A 20372-nucleotide genomic window follows, 5' to 3' on the forward strand; every position below is an offset into this window, starting at 1 on the left:
TCTCCTCATGTGCGAAACTTTGTGACTGACAATGCTTTTCAGACGAACAGACCACCGTTGACGTCGATCACGGCACCGGTGGTGTATCCGGCGGCGGGCAGGCACAGCGGCACGACCATCGCCGCGGCCTCCTCGATCGACCCCAGCCGTCCGACCGGAATGCGATCGAGGATCGCCGTTCGCTCGGCCTCGGCCTTGTCCTGCCAGGAAGCATCGATCCGGTCGGTCCGGATGGGACCGTGCGCGACGGCGTTGACGCTGATCCCGTACGGTGCGAGCTCATAGGCGGCCTGTTTGGTCAGCCCCACCACGGCCGCTTTCGCCGCGACGTAGGCGGCGTTGCTGAACACGCTGTAGGTACGGCCGGCGATCGAGGCCAGATTGACGATGCGGCCCCAGCCCTGTGCCCGCATCAGCGGAATCGTCAGTCGCATGAAGGTGAATGCGGTCTGCACATTGTGCAGATAGGACCGGTGTAACGCCGCCTCGTCGAGGTCGGTCAGATTCACGCGGCGGGTGTCACCACCCACCCCGTTCACAAGCACGATGTTCCGATTGTCGAAATCGACTGTACGAAAGAGCTTTTCGACCTGCTCATGGTCGATGGCATCCACTGACCACAGCTGCAGCGCACCGCTCCCCGATGACAGGGAGGCCAGCGCGTCGTCGTCGCGGTCCACGGCGAGGATGTCGTGGCCCAGAGCCTGCAACCGGGTCAGCACCCGACGTGGAATGCCACTTCCGGCGCCGGTCACGATCGCCAGCGGACGTTCGGTCATGGTGGATCCTCCTTCGATTCCGATCGGCGGTGCGGACTCGCGCGGGTTCATGACGCCGATCGCTGCGGCGCCCACGCGCCCAGCGGGGTCAGCCGGGCGTGCAGGGCCGGGCTGGGCGTCACACCGTGCCCCGGGCCCGGAATCGGTTGTGCGGTAGCGGAACCGCGGTCGACGACGAAGGCGGGTTCGGTCAGCGGAGCCGGGAACCACTCGTCCTGCCGTCCCGCCTCGACGGTGACCGCATCGTGCGCCCAGCTCGCCAGTGCCCGGCCGCACGCCCAGAGCGGGCCGATCTCACCGACCTGCACGCCGATCTGGAAGGCCAACCCGGCCCGCCGGATCCGGTCGATCAGCCGCGCCGCGGCCAGCGGGCCGCCGACCTTCGAGATCCGCACGTTGACATGGGTGAGCGCATCGTGCGCCAGAGCCTCGGCGAGATCGTCCGCGCCGGTGCAGGATTCGTCCAGCATCACCGGAACGCCGTGACTCACCAGGGCCCGCATGCCCGTCCAATCCCGTGCGGGCAAGGGCTCCTCGATCCAGTCCACACCCGCCTGCACCAGGTCCGGGCCGTGGCGCATCGCCTCGGATCTCGTCCAGCTGCCATTGGCGTCGACCGAGAGAGTGACCTGCGGATCGAGTGCGCGACGCAGCTCCACCACCTCCGCGGCCAGCCGATCCGGTTGCGCGGCTTTGAGTTTGAGATGTCGCGCCGCGCGCGCCGAACCGGCCGAACGGAGCAGCTCGGTGATCGGCCGGGTCAGGTCCGCGGTGACCGTCACCGGAAAGCTCTCGCGCGCAACAGCATCACCGGACAGATCCAACGCCTGTAACGCGTCGGTCACACTCCGTCCGTGGGCGCGGCACAGCGCATCCAGCGCGGCGGTCTCGACCGCCGCGGCTGCGGCTGGTTCGCGCCGATTGCGCCCCGGCAGAACGTCTCCCAGTCGCAGGGCGGCCAACGCCCGCACCGATCCACCGAAACTTCCTGCCGCCATCGCCGCCGCCACCGGAGCGGGATCGAAGTCGCGCACTGCCGCACCGACCGAATCGATGGTCTCGCCGGTCACATACGATCGCGGTGCGCCCTCGCCCCACCCGGTGAACTGCCCGGCGCGTAACGTCAACAACACCGATTCCGAGGTCATCCGCCGATGCGCGGCATGCGCGAACGGGACCGCGAACGGCACCCGCGCGGCCGCGAGGGACAGTTCATCGATCATCGCGTACTCCCCTCGAAACAGCCTGGTGCGCAAGCCAATCCCAGTACTCGTGACGCGCGGGAGTGAATTCGAGATAGTGCTGCTGTGCGGCGCCGAACCGCACGGTGTCGAGTCCCGGAATCCGGGTTCGTAGTTCCCGTTGCGTCACGGCGAGGTCGATGATCCGATCCCGCGCCGGAAGGGCAAGGGCCACCGGCACTGTCACATTCCACTCGGCGACCGCCAGATAGCGGTCCTCCAGTTCCACCATCGTGGCCAGGGTCCGGGCGGGTACCTCGCGCAGCATCAGCGGGTCGTCCGCCATGAAGCGCAGGTAGCCCGGATCGTCGGTGTAGTCGCGATCGTCCAGCGGAACCGCGCGCAGTTCGGCGCCATCGAGCAGCCGCCGCGCCGCCAGCGCCGAATCCTCGTGCCGGGCGCGCTGCTGACCGATGGCCGGAGCGGTGAACACGACCGAATCGAAGCTGTCCGGGCGCTGGACCAGCAACGCGGCCAAGACACTGCCGCCGAAACTCTGTCCCAGACCGGTCAACGGCACTGCGGTGTCGGCCCGAACCAGCTCCAGCGCGTGGGCGTGGTCGTCCACCACGGTGAGCGCGTCCGGCAGATACCCGCGCGAACCGCCGCTCATCCCGGAGCCACGACGATCCAGCAGGTAGGTGCTGACCCCGCGCCGGGCCAGCTCGGGCCCGGTTTCGAACAGCCAGCCGCCGTGCGACTGAATGCCGTGCACGTAGAACACAGCTGCCCGCGGCCGGACACTGCGCCATCGGTGCAGCACCAGCTCGATCCCGCCCGCACCTGCGACATCGAGCCGGTCGGCACGCACCGATCCCACGGCCGCCGGGTGATCGAGCGACATCAGCGCGCTCCTGCCACGACCGCGTCGTCGGCCACGCCGAGCTCGGCGAATACCGAGAGCAACTGCGCATCCGACTGCAGCCAGTGATGTTTGATCTGCGCCGGCGCCGCACCACGCGCGAGCCGGTATTCGGTGACCCGGCGAAACGCCCCCGGACGCAACGGAAGTACCTGGATCGGGGCCAGCCGATTGGTCAGGCGCTTCTCCGCGTATTCGATGTTCACCTGCTGCAGGGTTTCTTCCAGGGGCTCGGCCAGAGGCAACAGATCCGCGGCATCGAAACCGTCGCCGACCTCCAGTGCGACGACGTAGCGCGGCGGGGTGTCCCACACCGGGATCGCGGTGAACATCGGCATACTCGAACCGCAGCCGGTCGTGACCCGGGCGACCGTGGTGTGCAGGTCCGCGTCGGTCAGTTTCTCGCCGGTGAACGAGCTACCGACACCGGCTCGGCCGCTGAATTCCAGACGCGGGGTGGCGCCGACCCACCCGGTGACCCGGTAGGTGTCCCCCACGTCGTAGCGGTACAGACCATTGGCCTGGCTCATCACCAGCCGGTAGTGCACCCGGCGGGACAGTCCCGGAGCCGGTACCGGATCACCGGTGATCTCACCGTCGTCGCCGACCTCGAAGAATTCGAACAAGCCCTGGTTGGCGGCGAGTGGCCCGGCACTGGGATGCCCGTCGACGGGCAGAGTCACGATGCCCTCGGTGCCGGTCGTGCTGAACGGCAGGATCGCGACGTCGGGGATCAGATCGCGCAACCAGGATTCGTAGAAGCGAGCCGAACTCGACATCCAGCACACCACCAGATCCAGCCGCGGCCACAGATCGGTCAGTCGCAACGGCCTCCGGTGGAATCCGCGCAGCGCCGAAAGACGCACGGCCATCTCGCGATCCGGAGCCAGCGCCGGATGCGGTCGGCCCAGCAGGGTGCCCTCGCGCACGTCGCGGATCAATTCCTCGCCGCGGTCACGCAGTTGCTCGGCGAGCAGCACGATCTTGGACGGATTGACCGCCACCACGATGCGCACATCCTTGCCGACCAGCAGACGCATCTTCGCGTAGAGCCGGTCGGTGCTGTCGATCCCGTCCATCTGGTCCGCGAACCAGGGCATGGAGAACCACGGCGGGGTCCAGTCGTTGCCGCCCAACGATTCCCACCGCTGCGAGATGCCGTACACCGGGAAACCACCCTGCACCGCGGTGGGCACGGTGCGGTCCCAGGACAGATCCAACGCCGTCCACGGATGGACCTTGCGCAGGCCGAGCAGTTGAAAGTACAGGCCCCACTGGGCGTACAGCGCCGGTCCGCGATAGTTCATCCGCCAATGCCGGGTGGTGGGAACGAGTTTCGGTGAGCCCGAGGTGCCGGAGGTCTTCAGGAACGCATAGGGATCGGACCGGGTCAGCACCTTGTGCTGACCGTCGATCGCGGCGTCGATGTACGGACGAAAGTCACTGTAGGAGCGCACCGGCACGGCTCGCTGCCAGTCGGCCAGAGTGCGCACGCCGTGCAACTCGTGTTCCCGGCCGAATCGGGAGTCGGTGGCCTGGTCCAGCAGGTCGGCCAGCACCTGCTGCTGGGCGGCGGCCGGGTCGAGGCAGGTCGCGCGCTGCATCGCCAACGCGGTGTGCGTTCGGGTCAGGAAATCCATGGAACCGGTCAGTCGTGGCAAGAGCATGGGTCACTCCTCGATAGCACCGCGCGTCCCGGTCCGGGATCTGCGGTGAGGGTTGGAAATTCGTGATCTCCATTGATCGACCGCCTCGCGGTTGGCGAGATAGGCGGGTAGCCGGCCGTCCAGCAGCGCGGTGGTGTTCTCCACCGCCGCCGGGACCAGCGAGGCGAACAGGTCGCCGGTGTGCCCGGCATTGTGGTTGGTGAGAATGGTGTTGTGGCACTGCGCCAGCGGGTGATCAGGGGGCGGTGGTTCCTGAGCGAAGGTGTCCAGCGCCGCGCCCGCCAGATGTCCGGACCGCAGCACTTCGGCCAGCGCCTGCTCGTCGACGATGCCGCCGCGCGCGGTATTCACCAGTACCGCACCGGATTTCATCGACGCCAGGGCGCGGTGGTCGAGCAGCCCACGGGTCCGCGCGGACAGCGGCAGGTGCACCGAGACCACATCACTGTGGGCGAGAACCGTTGCCAGATCTGTGAATTCGACGTCCGGGAAGCCTTCCGCCGGAGTGCGCGTCCAGGCGAGAGTCCGGCCCACCGACCAGCCCTGCAGACGCCGGTGCGCCTGCCGGGCGATCCGGCCGAAACCGAGGAATCCGATCGTCCTGCCCCGCAGCATCCGACTCGACAACGCCGCCACCTGACGGCCGGGCGGATGCCGGAATTCGCCGATCTTGGGCAGCAATTCGCCCAGCAGGGCTGCCATGAGCACAACCGTGGCCTCGGCGACGCTTTCCACGTTTTCGCTGGTGGCGCCGTTGGCGACCAGGATGCCACGGCTCGTCGCGTGGTCGACGTCGCAGGAATTGGTGCCGATCGAGCCGAAGACGATGCCGCGCAACCGCGGCGCCCAGTCCAACAGGTCGTTGGACAGGACCGTCCGCGAACTGATCAGCACGACGTCGGCGTCGGCGAAGTATCGAGGCCACTGGTCCGGGGAGAACTCGGTGGTCGCGGCGGTGCGGCGGCGGGCAGCCGCCGCACCGGATGTCCGGCCGACTCGAGCCGACGAGCCGCCTCGTCCAGCACACTCCCCAGGGTGTGATCCCGGCCCACCACCACCGTGCCCGCGCTCATGCGCCGCCCCCGGTCGCGCGGTCCAGCGTGCCGGCGACCGCCCGGACTCGGCCGCGGTCGTCCTCGACGAGATAGCGCAGTGCGGCGTCGAAGAACCGGCCGACCGCGTCGGTGGTCATCCAGGCCATGTGCGGCGAGACCAACACCCTGGGGTCCTGCCACAGCGGGTCGGTGGGCGGCAGCGGCTCGATATCGAACACGTCCAGCGCAGCTCCGCCGATCAGGTTCTCGGCCAGCATCTTTCGCAACGTCGTCGTGTCGACGATCTCCGACCGTGCCGTATTGATCAGCAGGGCAGTCGGTTTGAGCAGCGGCAGCAGATGCGCATCGAGCAGGCCGCGGGTGGCCGGGACCAGCCGCAGGTGCACCGAGACCACATCGCTGCTCCGCAGCAATTCCGGGAGTTCCACCGCTGTCGCGTCCACGAGCCCCGGATCATCGACCGGCTCCCAGTACAGCACCTGCATCCCCAGCGAACGGGCCAGCGCCGCCACCCGGATCCCGATCGCGCCCAGGCCGACGATGCCGAGTACCCGGCCCTGCGCGGCGCGGCCGAGTTTCGGAAGCCACTGCCCGAGGGTGATAGCGGCCGGAAGTCCGCGCAGCAGGGCGAGCAGCAGTGTGATCGTGTACTCCGCGACCGCGTTCGCCGCCAGTCCGGGGGTGTCCACGACGGAGACGCCGCGCTCGGCCGCCGCGTCGAGATCGACGGCCCCGGCATGCGGACCGGCCACCACGACCGTCGTCGGCCGATACCGCTCGAGCAGTTCTGCCGTGATGGGCTCGGCGTCGAAGAAGTGCAGCAGGGCCGTGGCATCGCCGCCGCTCTCGCCGCGAACCACCTGCGCGGCGAGCGGATGCGCATCGAGTACGGCATCGACAGCGGCCAGTCGCGGCCGGTTCGGCATCACGATCACAGCGCACCTCCGCCGGCGAAGTCGGTCAGATAGGGAAGTCCGGCAGCGACCGTGCGGACCACATCGGCGGACTCGCTCAGCACGCTCAGCGAGTCCCATCGCCCGGTCAGGAATCGTTGCCGCAGCGCCTCGTTCAATCGCACCGGCAGCCGAAGGTCACCGACGTGCAGGCCGGACTGCGCCAGCCCCAGCGTGACCGCGCGGCCCGGTGCGTCCGCGACCAGGCGGCGGGCCTCGGCCAGATCGGCCGGATCGGCGGTGAGGCACGGCAGTCCGATGGTGGCGGCGTTGTCCCGGAAGATCTCGCCGAAGCTGACCGCGACGATGGCCTCGATCCCCCACCGGCGCAATGCCTGCGGTGCGTGCTCCCGCGATGATCCGCATCCGAAGTTCGCCGCTGCCAGCAGAATTCGTGCGCTGCGTCGAGCCGGGTCAGTGAAGGGATGCAGCGTTCCCGCGTCCGCGGCATACAGGCGGTCGGTCTCGAAGACGTGCTCACCCAGCGCGACGAAGGTCTCGTCCTTGAGGTATTTGGCCGGAATGATCCGGTCGGTGTCGATGTCGTCGTCCTCCAGCGCGATCGCGGTGCCGCGGATCTCGTCGATGACGGTGCTCATAGCTCCTCCAGCAGGCCGAAGACCTCACGCGGATCGGCGACGTGGCCGCGTACGGCCGAGGCCGCGACCGACGCCGGGGACATGATCAGGGTGCGGCCGGTGGGCGAGCCCTGACGGCCTCGAAAGTTCCGGTTCGACGAGGACACACACACCTCGCGTCCGACGAGCCGATCGGTGTTGATCGCGATGCACAGCGAGCAACCCGGCTCGCGGAATTCGAATCCCGCATCTTCGAGCACCTTGTCCACACCGCGCGCGACCAGTTCCTCGCGCACTTTCTGCGAACCCGGCACGGCCAGCGCCCGCACACCGGGAGCGACACGAAATTCCCCGCGCTGCAACAACTCCGCGACCGCGAGGAAGTCCGAGAACCGGCCGTTCGTGCAGGAACCGAGGAACGCCACGTCCACCGCGACGTCACTGACCGGCTGCCCGGCGGTGACGCCCATGAATTCGCGAGCCGCGGCCAGTTCGGCGGTGCGCCGCGCGTCGGCCGGATCATCGTGCGGCACATGCCCGGTCACCGGCGTCGACTGCCCGAGATTGGTGCCCCAGGTGACCATGGGCTCGATCGCGGAACCGTCGATCACGACCCGATCGTCGTACCGCGCATCGGGATCCGAGACGAGTGATCGCCACCAACGCACGGCGCGGTCCAGGGCCGGGCCGGCGGGAGCGAACGGTCGCCCGCGCAGATAGTCGACGGTGGTGTCGTCGGGATTGCAGTAGCCGACCCGGGATCCGGCCTCGACGGCCATGTTGCACAACGTCATTCGCTCGTCCATCGACATGGCATCGACCACCGGCCCGCCGAATTCGAGTGCGTAGCCGACGCCGCTGGTCGGCCCGAGCGTGTTGATGATGTGCAGGATGACATCCTTCGCGCCGACCCCGAGGCCGAGCGCACCGGTGATCTCGATCCGGCGCACCCTCGACCGATCGGCGATCACCGTCTGCGTGGCGAAGACGTCGCGCATCTGGGTGGTGCCGATTCCGAAGGCCAGGGCGCCGAACGCACCGTGCGTGGCGGTGTGCGAATCACCGCAGGCCACCGTGATTCCCGGCTGGGTCAGCCCCTGTTCCGGGCCGACCACGTGCACGATGCCGTGCTCGCCCCGGGCCGGGGACAGATACCGCAGGCCCCGGCGTGCACAGTTCGCTTCCAGAGCGCTCACCAGCGCCTCGGCCCGCAGGTCGGAGAAGGGCCGGGCCACCGTTCCGGTGGGGATGACGTGATCGATGGTGCCGACGGTGCGATCCGGATAGGCGATCCCGGACGATCGCTCGTCGAGCATGGCGAAGGCCTGGGCGCTGGTCGCCTCGTGGAACAGGTGCAGGCCGACGAACAACTGGAACTGCCCACCGCCCAGGTCACGGACGGTATGCAAGTCGAATACCTTGTCGTACAGGGTTTTTCCCATGAAGCTGCCTTCGGTGCGAGGGGCGTCAGGAGGCTCCGGCGGTGACACCGCCGTCGGCGATCAACGTCTGACCGGTCACATAGCTGCTGGCCGGGCTGGCCAGCCATACCGCGGCCTCGGCGATTTCGGCAGGTGTGCCCAGTCGACGCAGAGGTGCGCGCTGCTCTCGAGCCGAGATCGCATCGGCTGTCGGATAGATCGAGCGCAACATGCCGGTATCGGTGGACCCGGGGCTGATCGCATTGACCCGGATGTTGTATCGGGCATATTGCAGCGCAACGGATTTGGTGAGTCCGACCACGGCGTGCTTGGTGGCCGAGTAGAGCGGGCTGCGGGCGTGGCCCAGGTGCGCGGCGACCGAGGTGGTGTTGACGATGGCTCCACCGCGCTCCAGCAGCGCCGGGATCTGGTGTCGCAGACACGACCACACACCGCGCAGGTTCGTGCCGACGACGGTGTCGAAGTTGTCGGCGGTGTCCTCGTGGATCGGCCCGAACCGGCCGAAGATGCCCGCATTGTTCAAACAGGCGTCCAGGCAACCGAATTCGGCAATGGCATAGGCGACCGAACGAGCCACGGCGGCATCGTCGCCGACATCGCAGACCACCGTCCGGGTGCGTTCCGGGTCGAGAGTCGACACCGCCGCCGCCACGCGCTCCGCATCGCGGCCACCGGCCACCACCTGGGCTCCCAGGGCGCTGAACCGGGCGGCGGCGGCCTGCCCGATTCCGCTGGAGGCGCCGAGGATCAGCACGGTCCTACCGGTGAACCCGAGCGGGTCCACGGCGGCGGCGGCCGGCGCGGCCTCGTTGAGAATGGTCATTCGATTCCCCCGTTCGACGGACAACGTCGGAGTTGATGTTCAACTGCCAGTTGTTTACGCTGTTCAGAGCATCATGAATAGTGCCCACATCGGCAACTCCCAGTTGATAACCTCATCCTTAATCAACTGACAGTTGATGGCAAGGGTGCTTAAGATCACACGTACGGACTGCGGCGCAGATTGATCACCTGGGCGGACAGTGGTGTACTGAGCCGAAGGAGGCCGAAATGCCCGCCGACGACGACGGATTGGCCGAACGTCTCAATCACTTGTTCGCGTCAACTGCCAGTTTGCGGGGCCGCTGCGCCAGCAACAACGAAGTAGCCGCCGACATCAAAGCCGCCCACCCGGAGGTTCGGGTGAGCGGGGCCTACCTGTCGGCACTACGCTCCGGCAAACGGTCCCAACCCTCGGTGAAACTGTTACGCGCGCTGGCCGACTACTTCAACGTCTCGATGTCGTACTTCACCGAACCGCACCACTCGGACGCGGCAGCGTCCACGGCCGATCGCGACACCGCCGAATTGGCCGCGCAGCTCAACGAACTCGGCGTGCGGCGAATCGCGCTGCGCGCCGTCGGCCTGAATCAGGACAGCCTGTCGACGGTGACGGCAGTCCTGGATCATGTCCGCAAATTGCAAGGTCTACCTGCAATAGAGGGGGATAACGATGAGGGTGCCGGTTTGGGGCCGTCACAGTAGCGAACACCGCAGGCTGCACCGGCTCGCGCGAACCTGCCGCAACCGTGTGCGCGAACTCGACATCATCCCGGGCGATGATCTCGAGTGCGTGCGCGCGAAGATCTCGGACCGGTTCGGCAGACAGATCGCACTGGTGCCGTTCCCTCTGAGTGATTCCGCGATCCACGGGATTCTGATCTCCACCGATACCGTGGATTACGTTGTCTACGAACAGCACACGACCGCGCTGCACCAGAATCACATCATCCTGCACGAATTCAGCCACATCATGTTCGGGCACTACCAGAACGCCCAGCCGGCGCCCACCGAGGCGCTGGTCTCACTGGCGCCGGGCGGCGAATGGGGCTCGGCCACCGTTCTGGGCCGTCAGGCCTACGACGATCCACAGGAGCTCGAGGCCGAGCTGACCGCGACGATCCTGGGCGAATGCGTCAGCAGCGGAACGGAATTCCCCGTTCCCAACCTGCACGACGCGGACGAGCGGATCAGCCGGGTACTGCGGACCTTCAGCCTGGAGCCTTGATCGTCGCCGCCCTCGCGGCAGCCGCTACACCGATGTACGGCATCGCGACCCTGTTCTGCTGGCTGAGCGCAGCGCTGCACCTGTACCGATTCCATTCCGGGGGAAGGAATCTGGCCTCGGCGAGCCTGTTGGCGGCGTTCACCTTCAAGGCGATCGCCTTCAGTCTCGCGATCCCGGACGTCTACGCGCTGGTCGATCGGCTGTTGCAGACGCCGAACGTGTCGCGGTTGCTGCTGTGCGTCTGCAGTGGCCCGGCGTGGACCGGCGCGATTCTGGTGGCGCTGTCGTATTGGGATCCGGCCCCTCGGATACCGCGCGTCTGGGTCGGGGCGCTGGCCACCGGCACCGTCGCGACACAGGCGCTGCTGTGGTCGCGGTGCACCCAGGACGAACTGGATATGGCGTTTCCGGTGACCACCGCGCATTTCCCCATGGCCACCGCATTTCTCACCGTCTTCGATGTGGCGCTGGCATTCGGCACGTACCAGGTGGCACGGCGCTGCCGCACGGTGGCCGACCTTCCGGTGCAGCCGTGGCTGCGCACCGGTATGCGGGTCACCGTCGCCGGGGCGTGCCTGTATCTGATCTTCTGCGTCCTGCGGCTGGTCTCGATCATCTTGGCGCACACCAGGATCGACAGCACCGCGCTGCAGGCGCTGACCGCGCCGATCACGACGGTGGCGGTGTCGGTGATGGCGGTGGGCCTGACGCTGCCCGCAGCCCACGTGACGGCGACCGCCCTGGGAACCTGGATACGGCATCATCGTCGCTACCGCGTCATGTACCCGCTGTGGGCGGATCTGCGCTCGGCCGACGAGGTCATCGTGTTGATGCCGCGAGCTGCCGGGTTCGGTTCCCTGTCTTTTCGGGTCTACCGGCGAGCGGTGGAGATTCACGACGGCATTCTCCGGTTCGCACCGCGCGCGTTACAGCGGGCGGACGCATCGGAGGTCACCGACGTTCGCAGCACCGCCGCAACGATTTTCGCGGAACTTCACGCCAGGTCCGAGACACCCGCCGGTCGGCTCACCGACACACCGCCCCGTGCGGCCGCGTCGGCCGGACCTCATCCGGACACCGATCTGGAGTGGCTCGCGGCAGTCGCTCGGGAGTATCGCAAGCTCCGCCAGAGTTCCAATATGTGAGATTGTCGTTCCATTATGTGGCAGAGCGGTGCTACCGTCGAATGCGCCGGGGCCCACGGGGACAGCAATCCACCACCACAATCGAGGGGAATTCATGCTGGCCATGACACGCAGAATCGCTTGGGACGGAACGACTGTCACCGACGCGGTGAATATTCTGGCCGCCGACGGCGGCTTGGTCGTCACGCCGACCAAGGTCGGCTACATCCTGATCGCCACCGACGGCGCCGGGCTCGAGCGCAAGTTCGAGGCGAAACAGCGCAACCGCGGCAAGCCGGGAGTGGTGCTGTGCGCCTCCCTGGCGCAGTTGGCGGAATTGGCCGAGCTCAACGACGAGATCGCCGAGTTCTACCGCAAACATTGGGACGCCGACATCCTGCTGGGCTGCATCCTGCCGTGGCAGCCGGAGGCCCTGGCGCTGCTACCCGACGAGACCGCCGCCGACCTCGCCCGCGACGGACGCGGCACCAGTTGTTTCGTGATCAGATTCGGCACCCCCGCCGAGCAGATCGTCGGCGAGTTGTGGCGTGAGCACCGACGATTGAGCTTCGCCAGCTCCGCCAACCCGTCCGGCATCGGCAACAAGGGACGAGTCGAGGGCATCGGCGACCGCATCGAGGATGCGGCCGACCTGATCGTCACCGCCGACGACTACGTCCGCTCGATCCAGCCCGACCGCGACGACGCCAGTCGGCACGAGCAGGGCGTCATGGTCTCGATGGTGGATCGCGACGGGACATTGGTCCCTCAGCAGGACCGCCGGCGTCTCGTCAGCCCTGCTCCGACGGTGATCCGTCGTGGTCTCGACATCGATCGGATCATGGAGAATCTGGGCGAGAGCTTCCCGTCCTGGGACTACCGCCACGGCGACTACTACTGAAAAACCGAGCCCCGCACCGGCCACGGCCGGTGCGGGGAGGTTCAGGAACGCGGGATCAGAACTCCCAGTCCTCGTCCTCGGTGTTGACCGCCTTGCCGATGACGTAGCTCGAGCCCGAACCGGAGAAGAAGTCGTGGTTCTCGTCGGCGTTGGGTGAGAGCGCCGAGAGGATGGCCGGATTGACCTCGGTCTCGTCCTTGGGGAACAGGCCCTCGTAGCCGAGGTTCATCAGGGCCTTGTTGGCGTTGTAGCGCAGGAACTTCTTGACGTCCTCGGTCAGGCCGACCTCGTCGTACAGATCCTGGGTGTACTCGACCTCGTTCTCGTACAACTCGAACAGCAGCTCGAAGGTGTAGCTCTTGAGCTCCTCGCGTTCGGGCTCGGTGAGCTGCTCGAGGCCCTTCTGATACTTGTAGCCGATGTAGTAGCCGTGCACGGCCTCGTCGCGGATGATCAGCCGGATCAGGTCGGCGGTGTTGGTGAGCTTGGCCCGCGAGGACCAGTACATCGGCAGGTAGAACCCGGAGTAGAACAGGAAGCTCTCCAGCAGCGTGGAGGCCACCTTGCGCTTGAGCGGCTCGTCGCCCCGGTAGTAGTCCAGCACGATCTCGGCCTTGCGCTGCAGATTGCGATTCTCCTCCGACCAGCGGAAGGCGTCATCGATATCGCGCGTCGAGCAGAGCGTGGAGAAGATCGAGCTGTAGCTCTTGGCGTGCACCGACTCCATGAACGCGATGTTGGTGTACACCGCCTCCTCGTGCGGGGTGATCGCATCCGGGATCAGGCTCACCGCGCCGACCGTGCCCTGAATCGTGTCCAGCAGCGTCAGACCGGTGAAAACCCGCATGGTGAGCTGCTTTTCATGCGCGGTCAACGTGTTCCACGAGGGAATGTCGTTGGACACCGGAACCTTCTCGGGCAACCAGAAGTTGCCGGTGAGCCTGTCCCAGACCTCGGCATCCTTCTCGTCGGGCACCCGATTCCAGTTGATCGCACTCACTCGATCGATCAGCTTCACGCCCACCTCACTCACCCTTCTCGCTTCGCCGAATCGCACGGATATCACTCACCCCAGACACTACTACTAGGGGCCGACATCCTTAAGCAGCACAACACCTTGTGTCCCGACCATCCTGCAGATATGCACGCAAGCGTGCGGCGACCCACACCGGAACAGCCGGTCACGACGAAATGCGGCCCGTCACATCAGATTCGCGACACGAATGCCGTACCTACAGGACGCTCATCCGAGGCGCTCGCAGTTTGCCAGACGACCTCCTCCCGACGACGCGCACCCCAGCCGTCCGCCGACCCGCTGCCTGAACCAGCGCCTTACTGACAAGCCTCCTTGCAGTCTCAGATCTTCAGTCACCGGGACGAAGACCGAGCCTGCGTGTTTCCCCCCTCCGAACCCCCTGATCATTCGATCCCTGACCGCGCAGCTATCGCCTTGTGGATCAACTCGCGCGCCTTGTCGCCGGTCACGGCCCGTCCGGCCAGCAGATCGAACGCCCGGCCGTAGATTGCCACTTCTCGCGGTTGAGTGATGGTCAGCTCTGCTGTGATCCCCTCGACAGTCACCATACGGTTGTCGAACAGTACGAAATTCGTTGTTTGCATCGGCGGACCGGCTTGTGCTGGGACAATTCCGAGCAAGACACGAGAAAGCCCTATCACGGCCATGAGCCGATCGAGTTGCCCAACCATCACAGCGTCGGTGCCTACCGACGTAGACAAGGCTTGTTCTGCGATCAGGATATGAAATCGACGTTCGCCCCGGTACAAGAATTGTTGGCGTTCGAGCCGCTTGGATACGGCTTCATCTATGTCGTCGGGAAGCTGGTAAAAATCCACCGAATGCCTCAAAATGGCTTCGGCGTACTCGGCAGTTTGAAGTATGCCGGGAATAACTACAGGCTGATAAATCCGCATGAGCTTCGATCGCTCAGCGAGCCTCACCGACTTCAGCTGCCCCCTGCTCAGCCCTGCCGCATGCTGACGCCGATACTCCATGTACGCGGCATCAATGTTGTGCACGGTAGCCAGCAGGTCTGCCAACTGATCATGTGCGCCCGTATGGGCACAGTAAGCACGAATGTCCGCATCGGATGGTTTTACTCGACCATATTCGATCTTACTGATTTTGCTTTCATGCCACCCGGACAGGCGAGCAAGCTCACGGCCGGAAACCCCCGCTCTGCGGCGGATTTCCCTGAGCCGCTGCCCGAGCGCCTGCCGGGCTTCATGAACGCTGTTGTTCACCTTTAGGCGTCTGCCACGTATTCAGCGTACGGCGTCGCCAACGTCCACAGGCGTTCTTTCACCTGTCGGCACTGGTCGGCAATCCGGGTGTCGGTAGTCAGAGCGGAAACCCCGGCCGCACGGCCATTTTCGTCAACGAGGTTGAACACCACCTGTTTGTCATCCAACAACCAGAAATCATCAGACGGGACATCTCCGGCATCGCGCCTCGGCAGGTACCGAATATCTTCGCCCGCTTCGGCATTCAGCGAAGCGAGCGCAAGCAACCACCGCTGATAATCAACGTGAGGCACTGTCACAACCCGAACCCTCGTGACAGCGACTCCACGGTCAACCGTCGCCCTTACCAGCTGCTCCCAAGGCTTGAACCACGCGTTGTCGTCCGGCTCTCCATCGAGAAACCGACGCAACGGTTCGGATTCGTCGGAAACCGCATAAGTGTCCCTGACTTCGAGGTGGAACGCTTCCCGCTGGCACTGCCCGAGCAGGTCAGGCCACGAATCACCTCGAAGCAACTGCACCGTAGAACGTCCTCTCTCGCTTCGGGACCTCGATAACGGTTTCGTAGGTCTCCATGGTCGTTTGATCCAGCGTGTCACGGTCCGTAATCGGCCGGCCGGACAGGGTGAAGGTTCCCCGGCCGGTGTCGGTGAGATCGGCACCGATGAAGGTGTCCGGCTCGAGGAAGCCCAACAGCAGATGAGGAATCTCTACGATTCCCGGCGTCTCGGTAACCCACCCGATGACGGCGTATGTGCCCTGGTCAGTGGCGTACAGCGTAGGACAATCGTTGGTGCCCGATCCGCCTTTACCGAGGAAATACAAGAGCATGATCCTGCTCCTTGCCGACATGTGTGCACGGACTTTCCGCACTGCGTCCCGATGATCCCTCGCACTAGACGACAATGTCACCTGTTCACTAAATATGAGCAAGTTTTATCAAACTTGTGGATTGCACGGTCAACCTATTCGTAGCGTCATATCAGCACCCGGGGTCGGTGAGAGAGGCCCGGCCCCGGGTTGCCTTCCACTGGCCGACTACAGGGATCAAGATGAGCGCAGGCGCAGACCAATCAGACAGGCGCACAAGGCTTTATACGTTTCCGGGTGGAGTGCTCGAAGTTCAGGAGCACCCCGGAGACGAACCGGGGGTAGGGGTGTACTTGGAGTACCGCCCCCGGCAGTCCTGCAACGACGCGAGGACGTTCGGCTCGGGCGAATGATTGACCGGCGACGATCCTGAGATCGCCTGATGGGGCTGTGCCTAGCCTTCGGGGTGCCGTTGGTGACGTTCCTCGCCTTGCTGCTTTGGCCGCATAGACAGTGATGAGAGCCATGCTTGATCAACGCAGCGAACCTGGAACCTACATGACTCCGCAGTTGGCCACCGGAGCGAAGGCAGAACCGTTGCCGGTCGACGTGATCGTCCGGTTTCATGACGCACTCAAACACGTAAGCGATGATCGAAATACCCAGGGGGACATATGAATGCGCGGTTCATCTTGGTTCTCGCCGCTGCACTCGCCGGGCTGAGCCCCACGCTTACGGTCGGCACCGGTCCGGCTCACGCGGCGAAGGATTGCGACTTCGAGTTCAACCCGGAGCGGCCCACCGTAATAGGTGCACAGATCACCGGAGACGGTGTAGCGGCGTGCGACATCCCGCCAGACCGGCATGTGGTCACACTCGCGTTGGAATACCGAGACCGGGGTAGGTGGGAGGTTGCCTCCGTCTCACGGCCGGACTCGACTATCCCGGGACCATGGAGAACAGGTCGGCATCAGTACCGCGTGTCGGCAGCGTGCTACGCCGGTACGTGGCGCGTAGCCGTCTCGATCCGGGGCGGCATTCAAGGCCACGAGTTCCGCTACGACAACGCATCCGGCACCGTGGATATACCTTCGTCGCGGTGCCACCCCCGATTCTGAGAGAGAGCAGCATGTCCAGCATGTTCGATGATGAACCGATCGAGCCGGTCGAGTACCCGATAGACCCGGAGAACCCGCCGGAGTTTCCCGGCAAGCTTCCGCGAGACTTCTCTACTCCTTTGCGTGATCAGCTTCAGCAGATGATGGAGGCAGTCAGCGCGTATCTCGGTCCTGAGCACCGGGTGATCAATGCGTTGCTCGAAGCATCACACGAGATCACAGCTGTTACGTTCCCGAAGTTGAACGGGTACGCCGAGTACGACCCGGACAGGACGCTTTGACGTCCGTGAGAAACCCGTAGTCCGGGGGGCGATCTGCGGATCGTGGTTCCGTAGATGCTCGGTCGTGCGACGGACCGCTACCCGGCACGACACTCGGATATCGCGGCTTCCAGGTCGAGCCACGTACGCGTGGCTCGCACCCAATCCGGCGGGGGCTCGGTCTGCGCGCCGAACCAGAACAGGTGCGGCACCAACCCCCGCAGCGCGGAGTGCACCTCGATCCGGTCGTCGATCATGTGCGTGATCCCCAGTTCGGCGCAGTGGATCGCCTTGTCCGCCCGGGCGCGGCAGAATCGCAGGTTCTCTCGGGGAATTCCGGTGCGGTCGTAGAAGTCATGGTGGTCGAGCCACTGCCGGGTGCGCTGTTCGATGCGCGGACCGCATTTCGAGATGACCCACGCGCCGTCGAAACGCGGCACCAAGCGGGCCAGCACCTCGAAGGCATCGAGGCTCGGCGGCGTCCGCAACGCCTGTTCGACACCCCCGGACAGAAACACGGTATCCGCTGCGCCGGGCTCGGCCGCGGCCCCCTGAATGACCCGCCCGAAATCGACGCCCAAGCGTCGGATAGCGGTCGCTTTGCGCGAAATAACACACTCCCCCAAGACAATTCGACCGGTACGAACACCGGCCGTCCGAAGTCAGCATGACTGCACCGCGAGCCGGACCGCAACCGCTTTACGACGCGAGGCCGAGACGGACCCTGTACTCGTCATTTAGAGTTTTTCCAGCACGGTCCGCGGATGACATCACCCGCGGGAATGCCGCCCGCATCACCGGCAACGCATGCCACGCTCGGCCCTCGAAGTTCATCTGCGACGGGAGTTGGCGCTATGCAAGGATTTTCGCAGAATCCGGGCGTTCACGGCCCGCTCGAGCAGATTCCCGCCGACGGGAAACGCAAGATCGTCGGGTGGGCGACGGTCATCGCGGTCGGGGGCTTCCTGTTCGGCTACGACACCGGCGTCGTCTCCGGTGCGCTGCTGTTCATCACCCGCGAATTCGACCTGAACTCCGCACAGCAGGGCAGCATCGTCAGCGTGCTGCTGATCGGCGCGATGGTCGGCGCGCTGTGCGCGGGACGCGTCGCGGACCGGCTCGGCCGCCGCATGGCGCTGGCGCTGGAGAGCGCGATCTTCATCGTCGGCACGGTGATCGCGGTGACCGCGCCCGGGTACTGGGTGCTGCTGCTCGCGCGCGTGGTGCTGGGCCTGGCGGTCGGCGCGGCCTCGGCGACGGTGCCGATCTACCTGTCCGAGATCTCCCCGGCCGAGATCCGCGGACGGATCCTTAGCCTGAACCAGCTGCTGATCACCGTCGGCATCGTGGTGTCCTACCTGGTCGATCTGGCGTTCTCCAGCAGCGGGAGCTGGCGCGCGATGTTCGGCATCGGTTTGATTCCGGCGGCCGTGCTGGGCCTGGGCGCGCTGTTCGTCGTCCCGGAATCCCCCGCTTGGCTGTTCACGCACGGCCGCGCCGAACGGGCGTACGAGCTGGTCCGCAGCGTCGCCGGGACCGACCTGGCCGACGACCTGTCCCAGCGATTCCAGCGGAACCGCCCGGCCGCCGCGAACACTCCGGCGAGCCCGCGCGAACTGCTCGCGCGGCAGGTGCGGCCCGCGCTGATCGTCGGACTGGCCATGGCCGCGATCCAGCAGTTCGGCGGTATCAACACGATCATCTATTTCGCGCCGACGATCATCGAGCAGACCGGCCTGACCGCCTCGAACTCGATCTTCTATTCGGTGTTCATCGGCACGATCAACCTGGTCATGACGATCGTGTCGATCGTGACCGTGGACCGGTTCGGCCGCCGCCCGCTGCTGATCGGGTCGCTGCTGGGCATGCTGATCACCGTCGCGCTACTGGGCATCAGCTTCATCGCCGGGATGAATCCCACGCTGTCGCTGGTGTTCATGGTGCTGTACATCGCCTCTTTCGCCGCCGGACTGGGCCCGGTGTTCTGGGTCCTGGTCGGCGAGATCTTCCCGCAGCGGCTGCGCGCCGCCGGCTCCAGTGCCGCGACCACGGTCAACTGGTTGTCGAATTTCGTTGTCAGCCAAGCATTTCTGCCCCTGGCCAATGCCCTGGGCCAGGGACAGACCTTTCTCATCTTCGCCGCCATCTGCCTCGTGGGCCTGCTGTTCGTCACCCGCTTCGTCCCGGAGACCAAAGACCGCAGCTACCAGGAGATCGACCTGTCGATGCAATCGCGCTTCGCACACGACTGACGCCGACCGCTCGCCGGAGAGAGCCGCAGCTCTCGATCTTTGCACAGGGAAAGTGTTGTGGTACAGCATTATTCGATTCCGGCAGTGACCGGATACAAGCCTGCTGATCGCCACTGAGATCACGACTCCATCCGCACCGTCGGAGAATCCGCACCTGTCACTGCCGGACGACATCCGCACAGCAGGCGGAACAGCCGTCGTCCATACTCGTCGATAACTGTTGACCGACAGGCGATCTCACCGAACACGCGCACATCCGGACGAACAACCCTCCGGCTGGATGGCGAGCGGCGTTCATCGCTCGGCCTGGGGGTATCGATGGGATCCACCACGCTGACAAACGAATCCGCGTGTCGACCAATCGTCCGAAACGCCGATGGGCGAGTATCGCAAGCCTGGAACGGACGGTGTCACTGCGTCGACGGCAACAGCGCGTTCAGGGCGGTGATCAGGCGACGGTCGCGTTCAGCCGAGGGAAGGCGGCGGCCCAGTAGTCCTTCGGTGAACACGACGATGGTCTCGACGATGCCGTCGAGCTGGTCGGCCGGCACGTGCGGAGCGAGAACTCCGGTGAGGCGTCCACAGACCGATCGGTCGAATGCCGCCAGAAGTTCGGCGGCGGTCGGCTCGGCGGACGCACGCTGGAGCAGCACCGCGTAGACGTCGTAGATCGCCGCGAAACATTCGACACCCCAACGGATCCGGTCGATCACGCTGCCATCGGCAGGCGGTCCGGTGAAGGTGTCGGCGAACAGCCGGGCGCACGCTGCGGTGAACAACTCGTCACGGGACGGGAAGTACCAGTAGACCGCGGCGCGGGCCAGTCCGAGGTCGCGGGCGACGCGGTTGATCGACAACTCCTCGTAGCCACCGCGACTCAGCAGTTCGACGGCGTGCTCGAGGATTTGCTCGACCTTCTCGTCACGGTCGAGCTCGGTTCGTTTACGGGGCATCGTCCCTCCGGCTCGGTTCTCACCAACATCTTGACATACTGTCTAGATCTGCATATGTTGACAGGGTG

At 65.5% G+C, this 20372-nt stretch carries 22 protein-coding genes; 6 read left to right on the plus strand and 16 right to left on the minus strand.

Translation table 11 applies throughout. From position 1 onward, the window contains the following. Positions 1-38: 38 nt before the first annotated feature. From K7711_RS08230 to K7711_RS08270, 10 genes are read right to left on the minus strand one after another with little or no spacing between them, the layout of a single operon-like run. The gene (locus tag K7711_RS08230) at positions 39-779 is read right to left on the minus strand and encodes an SDR family NAD(P)-dependent oxidoreductase (RefSeq protein ID WP_222966233.1); all 741 of its coding nucleotides are present in this window, start codon (positions 777-779) and stop codon (positions 39-41) included. A gap of 47 nt (positions 780-826) precedes the next feature. Beyond that, the gene (locus K7711_RS08235) at positions 827-2002 is read right to left on the minus strand and encodes an enolase C-terminal domain-like protein (protein ID WP_222966235.1); all 1176 of its coding nucleotides are present in this window, start codon (positions 2000-2002) and stop codon (positions 827-829) included. Beyond that, positions 1992-2864 carry an alpha/beta fold hydrolase gene (locus K7711_RS08240; protein WP_222966237.1) on the minus strand — a complete coding sequence of 291 codons (873 nt, stop codon included), beginning with the start codon at positions 2862-2864 and terminating at the stop codon, positions 1992-1994. The genes K7711_RS08235 and K7711_RS08240 overlap by 11 nt, the downstream gene beginning before the upstream one ends. Then, positions 2864-4549, minus strand: coding sequence for a GH3 auxin-responsive promoter family protein (locus K7711_RS08245; protein ID WP_222966238.1), 1686 nt, complete (start codon positions 4547-4549; stop codon positions 2864-2866). Before K7711_RS08245 ends, K7711_RS08240 begins: the two co-directional genes overlap by 1 nt. A gap of 3 nt (positions 4550-4552) precedes the next feature. Continuing rightward, a complete protein-coding gene (locus K7711_RS08250) occupies positions 4553-5443 on the minus strand; it encodes an NAD(P)-dependent oxidoreductase (protein ID WP_308014544.1) in 891 nt (296 codons plus the stop codon). After that, a complete protein-coding gene (locus tag K7711_RS47415; RefSeq protein WP_235746602.1) occupies positions 5437-5622 on the minus strand; it encodes a hypothetical protein in 186 nt (61 codons plus the stop codon). Before K7711_RS47415 ends, K7711_RS08250 begins: the two co-directional genes overlap by 7 nt. Next, entirely contained in the window at positions 5619-6530 is a 912-nt protein-coding gene (locus K7711_RS08255) for an NAD(P)-dependent oxidoreductase (RefSeq protein ID WP_235746941.1), read from the minus strand. The genes K7711_RS47415 and K7711_RS08255 overlap by 4 nt, the downstream gene beginning before the upstream one ends. Positions 6531-6535: 5 nt before the next feature. Continuing rightward, positions 6536-7156, minus strand: a complete 621-nt coding sequence (locus K7711_RS08260; protein WP_222966242.1) for a 3-isopropylmalate dehydratase small subunit — start codon at positions 7154-7156, stop codon at positions 6536-6538. Next, the gene (locus tag K7711_RS08265) at positions 7153-8577 is read right to left on the minus strand and encodes a 3-isopropylmalate dehydratase large subunit (protein WP_222966244.1); all 1425 of its coding nucleotides are present in this window, start codon (positions 8575-8577) and stop codon (positions 7153-7155) included. Before K7711_RS08265 ends, K7711_RS08260 begins: the two co-directional genes overlap by 4 nt. A gap of 25 nt (positions 8578-8602) precedes the next feature. Next, on the minus strand, positions 8603-9400 hold the full coding sequence (locus K7711_RS08270) for an SDR family NAD(P)-dependent oxidoreductase (RefSeq protein WP_222966246.1): 798 nt from the start codon (positions 9398-9400) through the stop codon (positions 8603-8605). Between the two features lie 227 nt (positions 9401-9627). Here K7711_RS08270 and K7711_RS08275 point away from each other — a divergent pair, with 227 nt between their 5' ends. The 4 genes from K7711_RS08275 (at position 9628) to K7711_RS08290 (ending at position 12649) form a co-directional block, all read left to right on the plus strand. Further along, the gene (locus K7711_RS08275) at positions 9628-10101 is read left to right on the plus strand and encodes a helix-turn-helix domain-containing protein (RefSeq protein WP_222966249.1); all 474 of its coding nucleotides are present in this window, start codon (positions 9628-9630) and stop codon (positions 10099-10101) included. Beyond that, the gene (locus K7711_RS08280) at positions 10070-10624 is read left to right on the plus strand and encodes a hypothetical protein (protein WP_222966251.1); all 555 of its coding nucleotides are present in this window, start codon (positions 10070-10072) and stop codon (positions 10622-10624) included. Before K7711_RS08275 ends, K7711_RS08280 begins: the two co-directional genes overlap by 32 nt. Beyond that, positions 10621-11769, plus strand: a complete 1149-nt coding sequence (locus K7711_RS08285; RefSeq protein ID WP_222966253.1) for an MAB_1171c family putative transporter — start codon at positions 10621-10623, stop codon at positions 11767-11769. Before K7711_RS08280 ends, K7711_RS08285 begins: the two co-directional genes overlap by 4 nt. Positions 11770-11863: 94 nt before the next feature. Beyond that, positions 11864-12649: an L-threonylcarbamoyladenylate synthase gene (locus K7711_RS08290; RefSeq protein WP_235746603.1), complete on the plus strand. Its 786-nt coding sequence runs from the start codon at positions 11864-11866 to the stop codon at positions 12647-12649. 55 nt (positions 12650-12704) lie between these two features. Here the strand turns inward: K7711_RS08290 and nrdF are convergent, their stop codons facing one another. The 4 genes from nrdF to K7711_RS08310 form a co-directional block, all read right to left on the minus strand. Next, on the minus strand, positions 12705-13667 hold the full coding sequence (gene nrdF, locus K7711_RS08295) for a class 1b ribonucleoside-diphosphate reductase subunit beta (protein ID WP_222966848.1): 963 nt from the start codon (positions 13665-13667) through the stop codon (positions 12705-12707). A 401-nt stretch (positions 13668-14068) separates the two neighbouring features. After that, the gene (locus K7711_RS47420) at positions 14069-14911 is read right to left on the minus strand and encodes a helix-turn-helix domain-containing protein (protein WP_222966255.1); all 843 of its coding nucleotides are present in this window, start codon (positions 14909-14911) and stop codon (positions 14069-14071) included. A 2-nt stretch (positions 14912-14913) separates the two neighbouring features. Next, the gene (locus tag K7711_RS08305; RefSeq protein ID WP_222966257.1) at positions 14914-15432 is read right to left on the minus strand and encodes a DUF6879 family protein; all 519 of its coding nucleotides are present in this window, start codon (positions 15430-15432) and stop codon (positions 14914-14916) included. Next, entirely contained in the window at positions 15413-15742 is a 330-nt protein-coding gene (locus K7711_RS08310; protein WP_222966259.1) for a hypothetical protein, read from the minus strand. Before K7711_RS08310 ends, K7711_RS08305 begins: the two co-directional genes overlap by 20 nt. Positions 15743-16859: 1117 nt before the next feature. On the opposite strand from K7711_RS08310, the gene K7711_RS08315 reads away from it, so the two are divergent. Then, positions 16860-17120 carry a hypothetical protein gene (locus K7711_RS08315; RefSeq protein ID WP_222966261.1) on the plus strand — a complete coding sequence of 87 codons (261 nt, stop codon included), beginning with the start codon at positions 16860-16862 and terminating at the stop codon, positions 17118-17120. Between the two features lie 77 nt (positions 17121-17197). On the opposite strand, the gene K7711_RS08320 is transcribed toward K7711_RS08315, so the two are convergent. Continuing rightward, the gene (locus K7711_RS08320; protein ID WP_222966263.1) at positions 17198-17680 is read right to left on the minus strand and encodes a hypothetical protein; all 483 of its coding nucleotides are present in this window, start codon (positions 17678-17680) and stop codon (positions 17198-17200) included. 273 nt (positions 17681-17953) lie between these two features. Between K7711_RS08320 and K7711_RS08325 the strand changes: the two genes are divergently transcribed. Next, on the plus strand, positions 17954-19351 hold the full coding sequence (locus K7711_RS08325; RefSeq protein WP_222966265.1) for a sugar porter family MFS transporter: 1398 nt from the start codon (positions 17954-17956) through the stop codon (positions 19349-19351). A gap of 410 nt (positions 19352-19761) precedes the next feature. Here the strand turns inward: K7711_RS08325 and K7711_RS08330 are convergent, their stop codons facing one another. Then, positions 19762-20304, minus strand: a complete 543-nt coding sequence (locus tag K7711_RS08330; RefSeq protein ID WP_222966267.1) for a TetR/AcrR family transcriptional regulator — start codon at positions 20302-20304, stop codon at positions 19762-19764. Between the last annotated feature and the right edge of the window lie 68 nt (positions 20305-20372).

This window comes from Nocardia coffeae (assembly GCF_019890715.1).
Classification (GTDB): domain Bacteria; phylum Actinomycetota; class Actinomycetes; order Mycobacteriales; family Mycobacteriaceae; genus Nocardia; species Nocardia jiangxiensis.

What these genes read in the sequence shown, in the direction of transcription:
- K7711_RS08265 (WP_222966244.1), bottom strand. Translation starts at nt 8,577, where the DNA reads ATGGGAAAAACCCTGTACGACAAGGTATTCGACTTGCATACCGTCCGT.
- K7711_RS08275 (WP_222966249.1), top strand. Translation starts at nt 9,628, where the DNA reads ATGCCCGCCGACGACGACGGATTGGCCGAACGTCTCAATCACTTGTTC.
- K7711_RS08325 (WP_222966265.1), top strand. Translation starts at nt 17,954, where the DNA reads ATGCAAGGATTTTCGCAGAATCCGGGCGTTCACGGCCCGCTCGAGCAG.
- K7711_RS08315 (WP_222966261.1), top strand. Translation starts at nt 16,860, where the DNA reads ATGTTCGATGATGAACCGATCGAGCCGGTCGAGTACCCGATAGACCCG.
- K7711_RS08330 (WP_222966267.1), bottom strand. Translation starts at nt 20,304, where the DNA reads ATGCCCCGTAAACGAACCGAGCTCGACCGTGACGAGAAGGTCGAGCAA.
- K7711_RS08260 (WP_222966242.1), bottom strand. Translation starts at nt 7,156, where the DNA reads ATGAGCACCGTCATCGACGAGATCCGCGGCACCGCGATCGCGCTGGAG.
- K7711_RS47415 (WP_235746602.1), bottom strand. Translation starts at nt 5,622, where the DNA reads ATGAGCGCGGGCACGGTGGTGGTGGGCCGGGATCACACCCTGGGGAGT.
- K7711_RS08245 (WP_222966238.1), bottom strand. Translation starts at nt 4,549, where the DNA reads ATGCTCTTGCCACGACTGACCGGTTCCATGGATTTCCTGACCCGAACG.
- K7711_RS08290 (WP_235746603.1), top strand. Translation starts at nt 11,864, where the DNA reads ATGCTGGCCATGACACGCAGAATCGCTTGGGACGGAACGACTGTCACC.
- K7711_RS08240 (WP_222966237.1), bottom strand. Translation starts at nt 2,864, where the DNA reads ATGTCGCTCGATCACCCGGCGGCCGTGGGATCGGTGCGTGCCGACCGG.
- K7711_RS08270 (WP_222966246.1), bottom strand. Translation starts at nt 9,400, where the DNA reads ATGACCATTCTCAACGAGGCCGCGCCGGCCGCCGCCGCCGTGGACCCG.
- K7711_RS08255 (WP_235746941.1), bottom strand. Translation starts at nt 6,530, where the DNA reads ATGCCGAACCGGCCGCGACTGGCCGCTGTCGATGCCGTACTCGATGCG.
- K7711_RS08280 (WP_222966251.1), top strand. Translation starts at nt 10,070, where the DNA reads ATGAGGGTGCCGGTTTGGGGCCGTCACAGTAGCGAACACCGCAGGCTG.
- K7711_RS08235 (WP_222966235.1), bottom strand. Translation starts at nt 2,002, where the DNA reads ATGATCGATGAACTGTCCCTCGCGGCCGCGCGGGTGCCGTTCGCGGTC.
- K7711_RS08230 (WP_222966233.1), bottom strand. Translation starts at nt 779, where the DNA reads ATGACCGAACGTCCGCTGGCGATCGTGACCGGCGCCGGAAGTGGCATT.
- K7711_RS08310 (WP_222966259.1), bottom strand. Translation starts at nt 15,742, where the DNA reads ATGCTCTTGTATTTCCTCGGTAAAGGCGGATCGGGCACCAACGATTGT.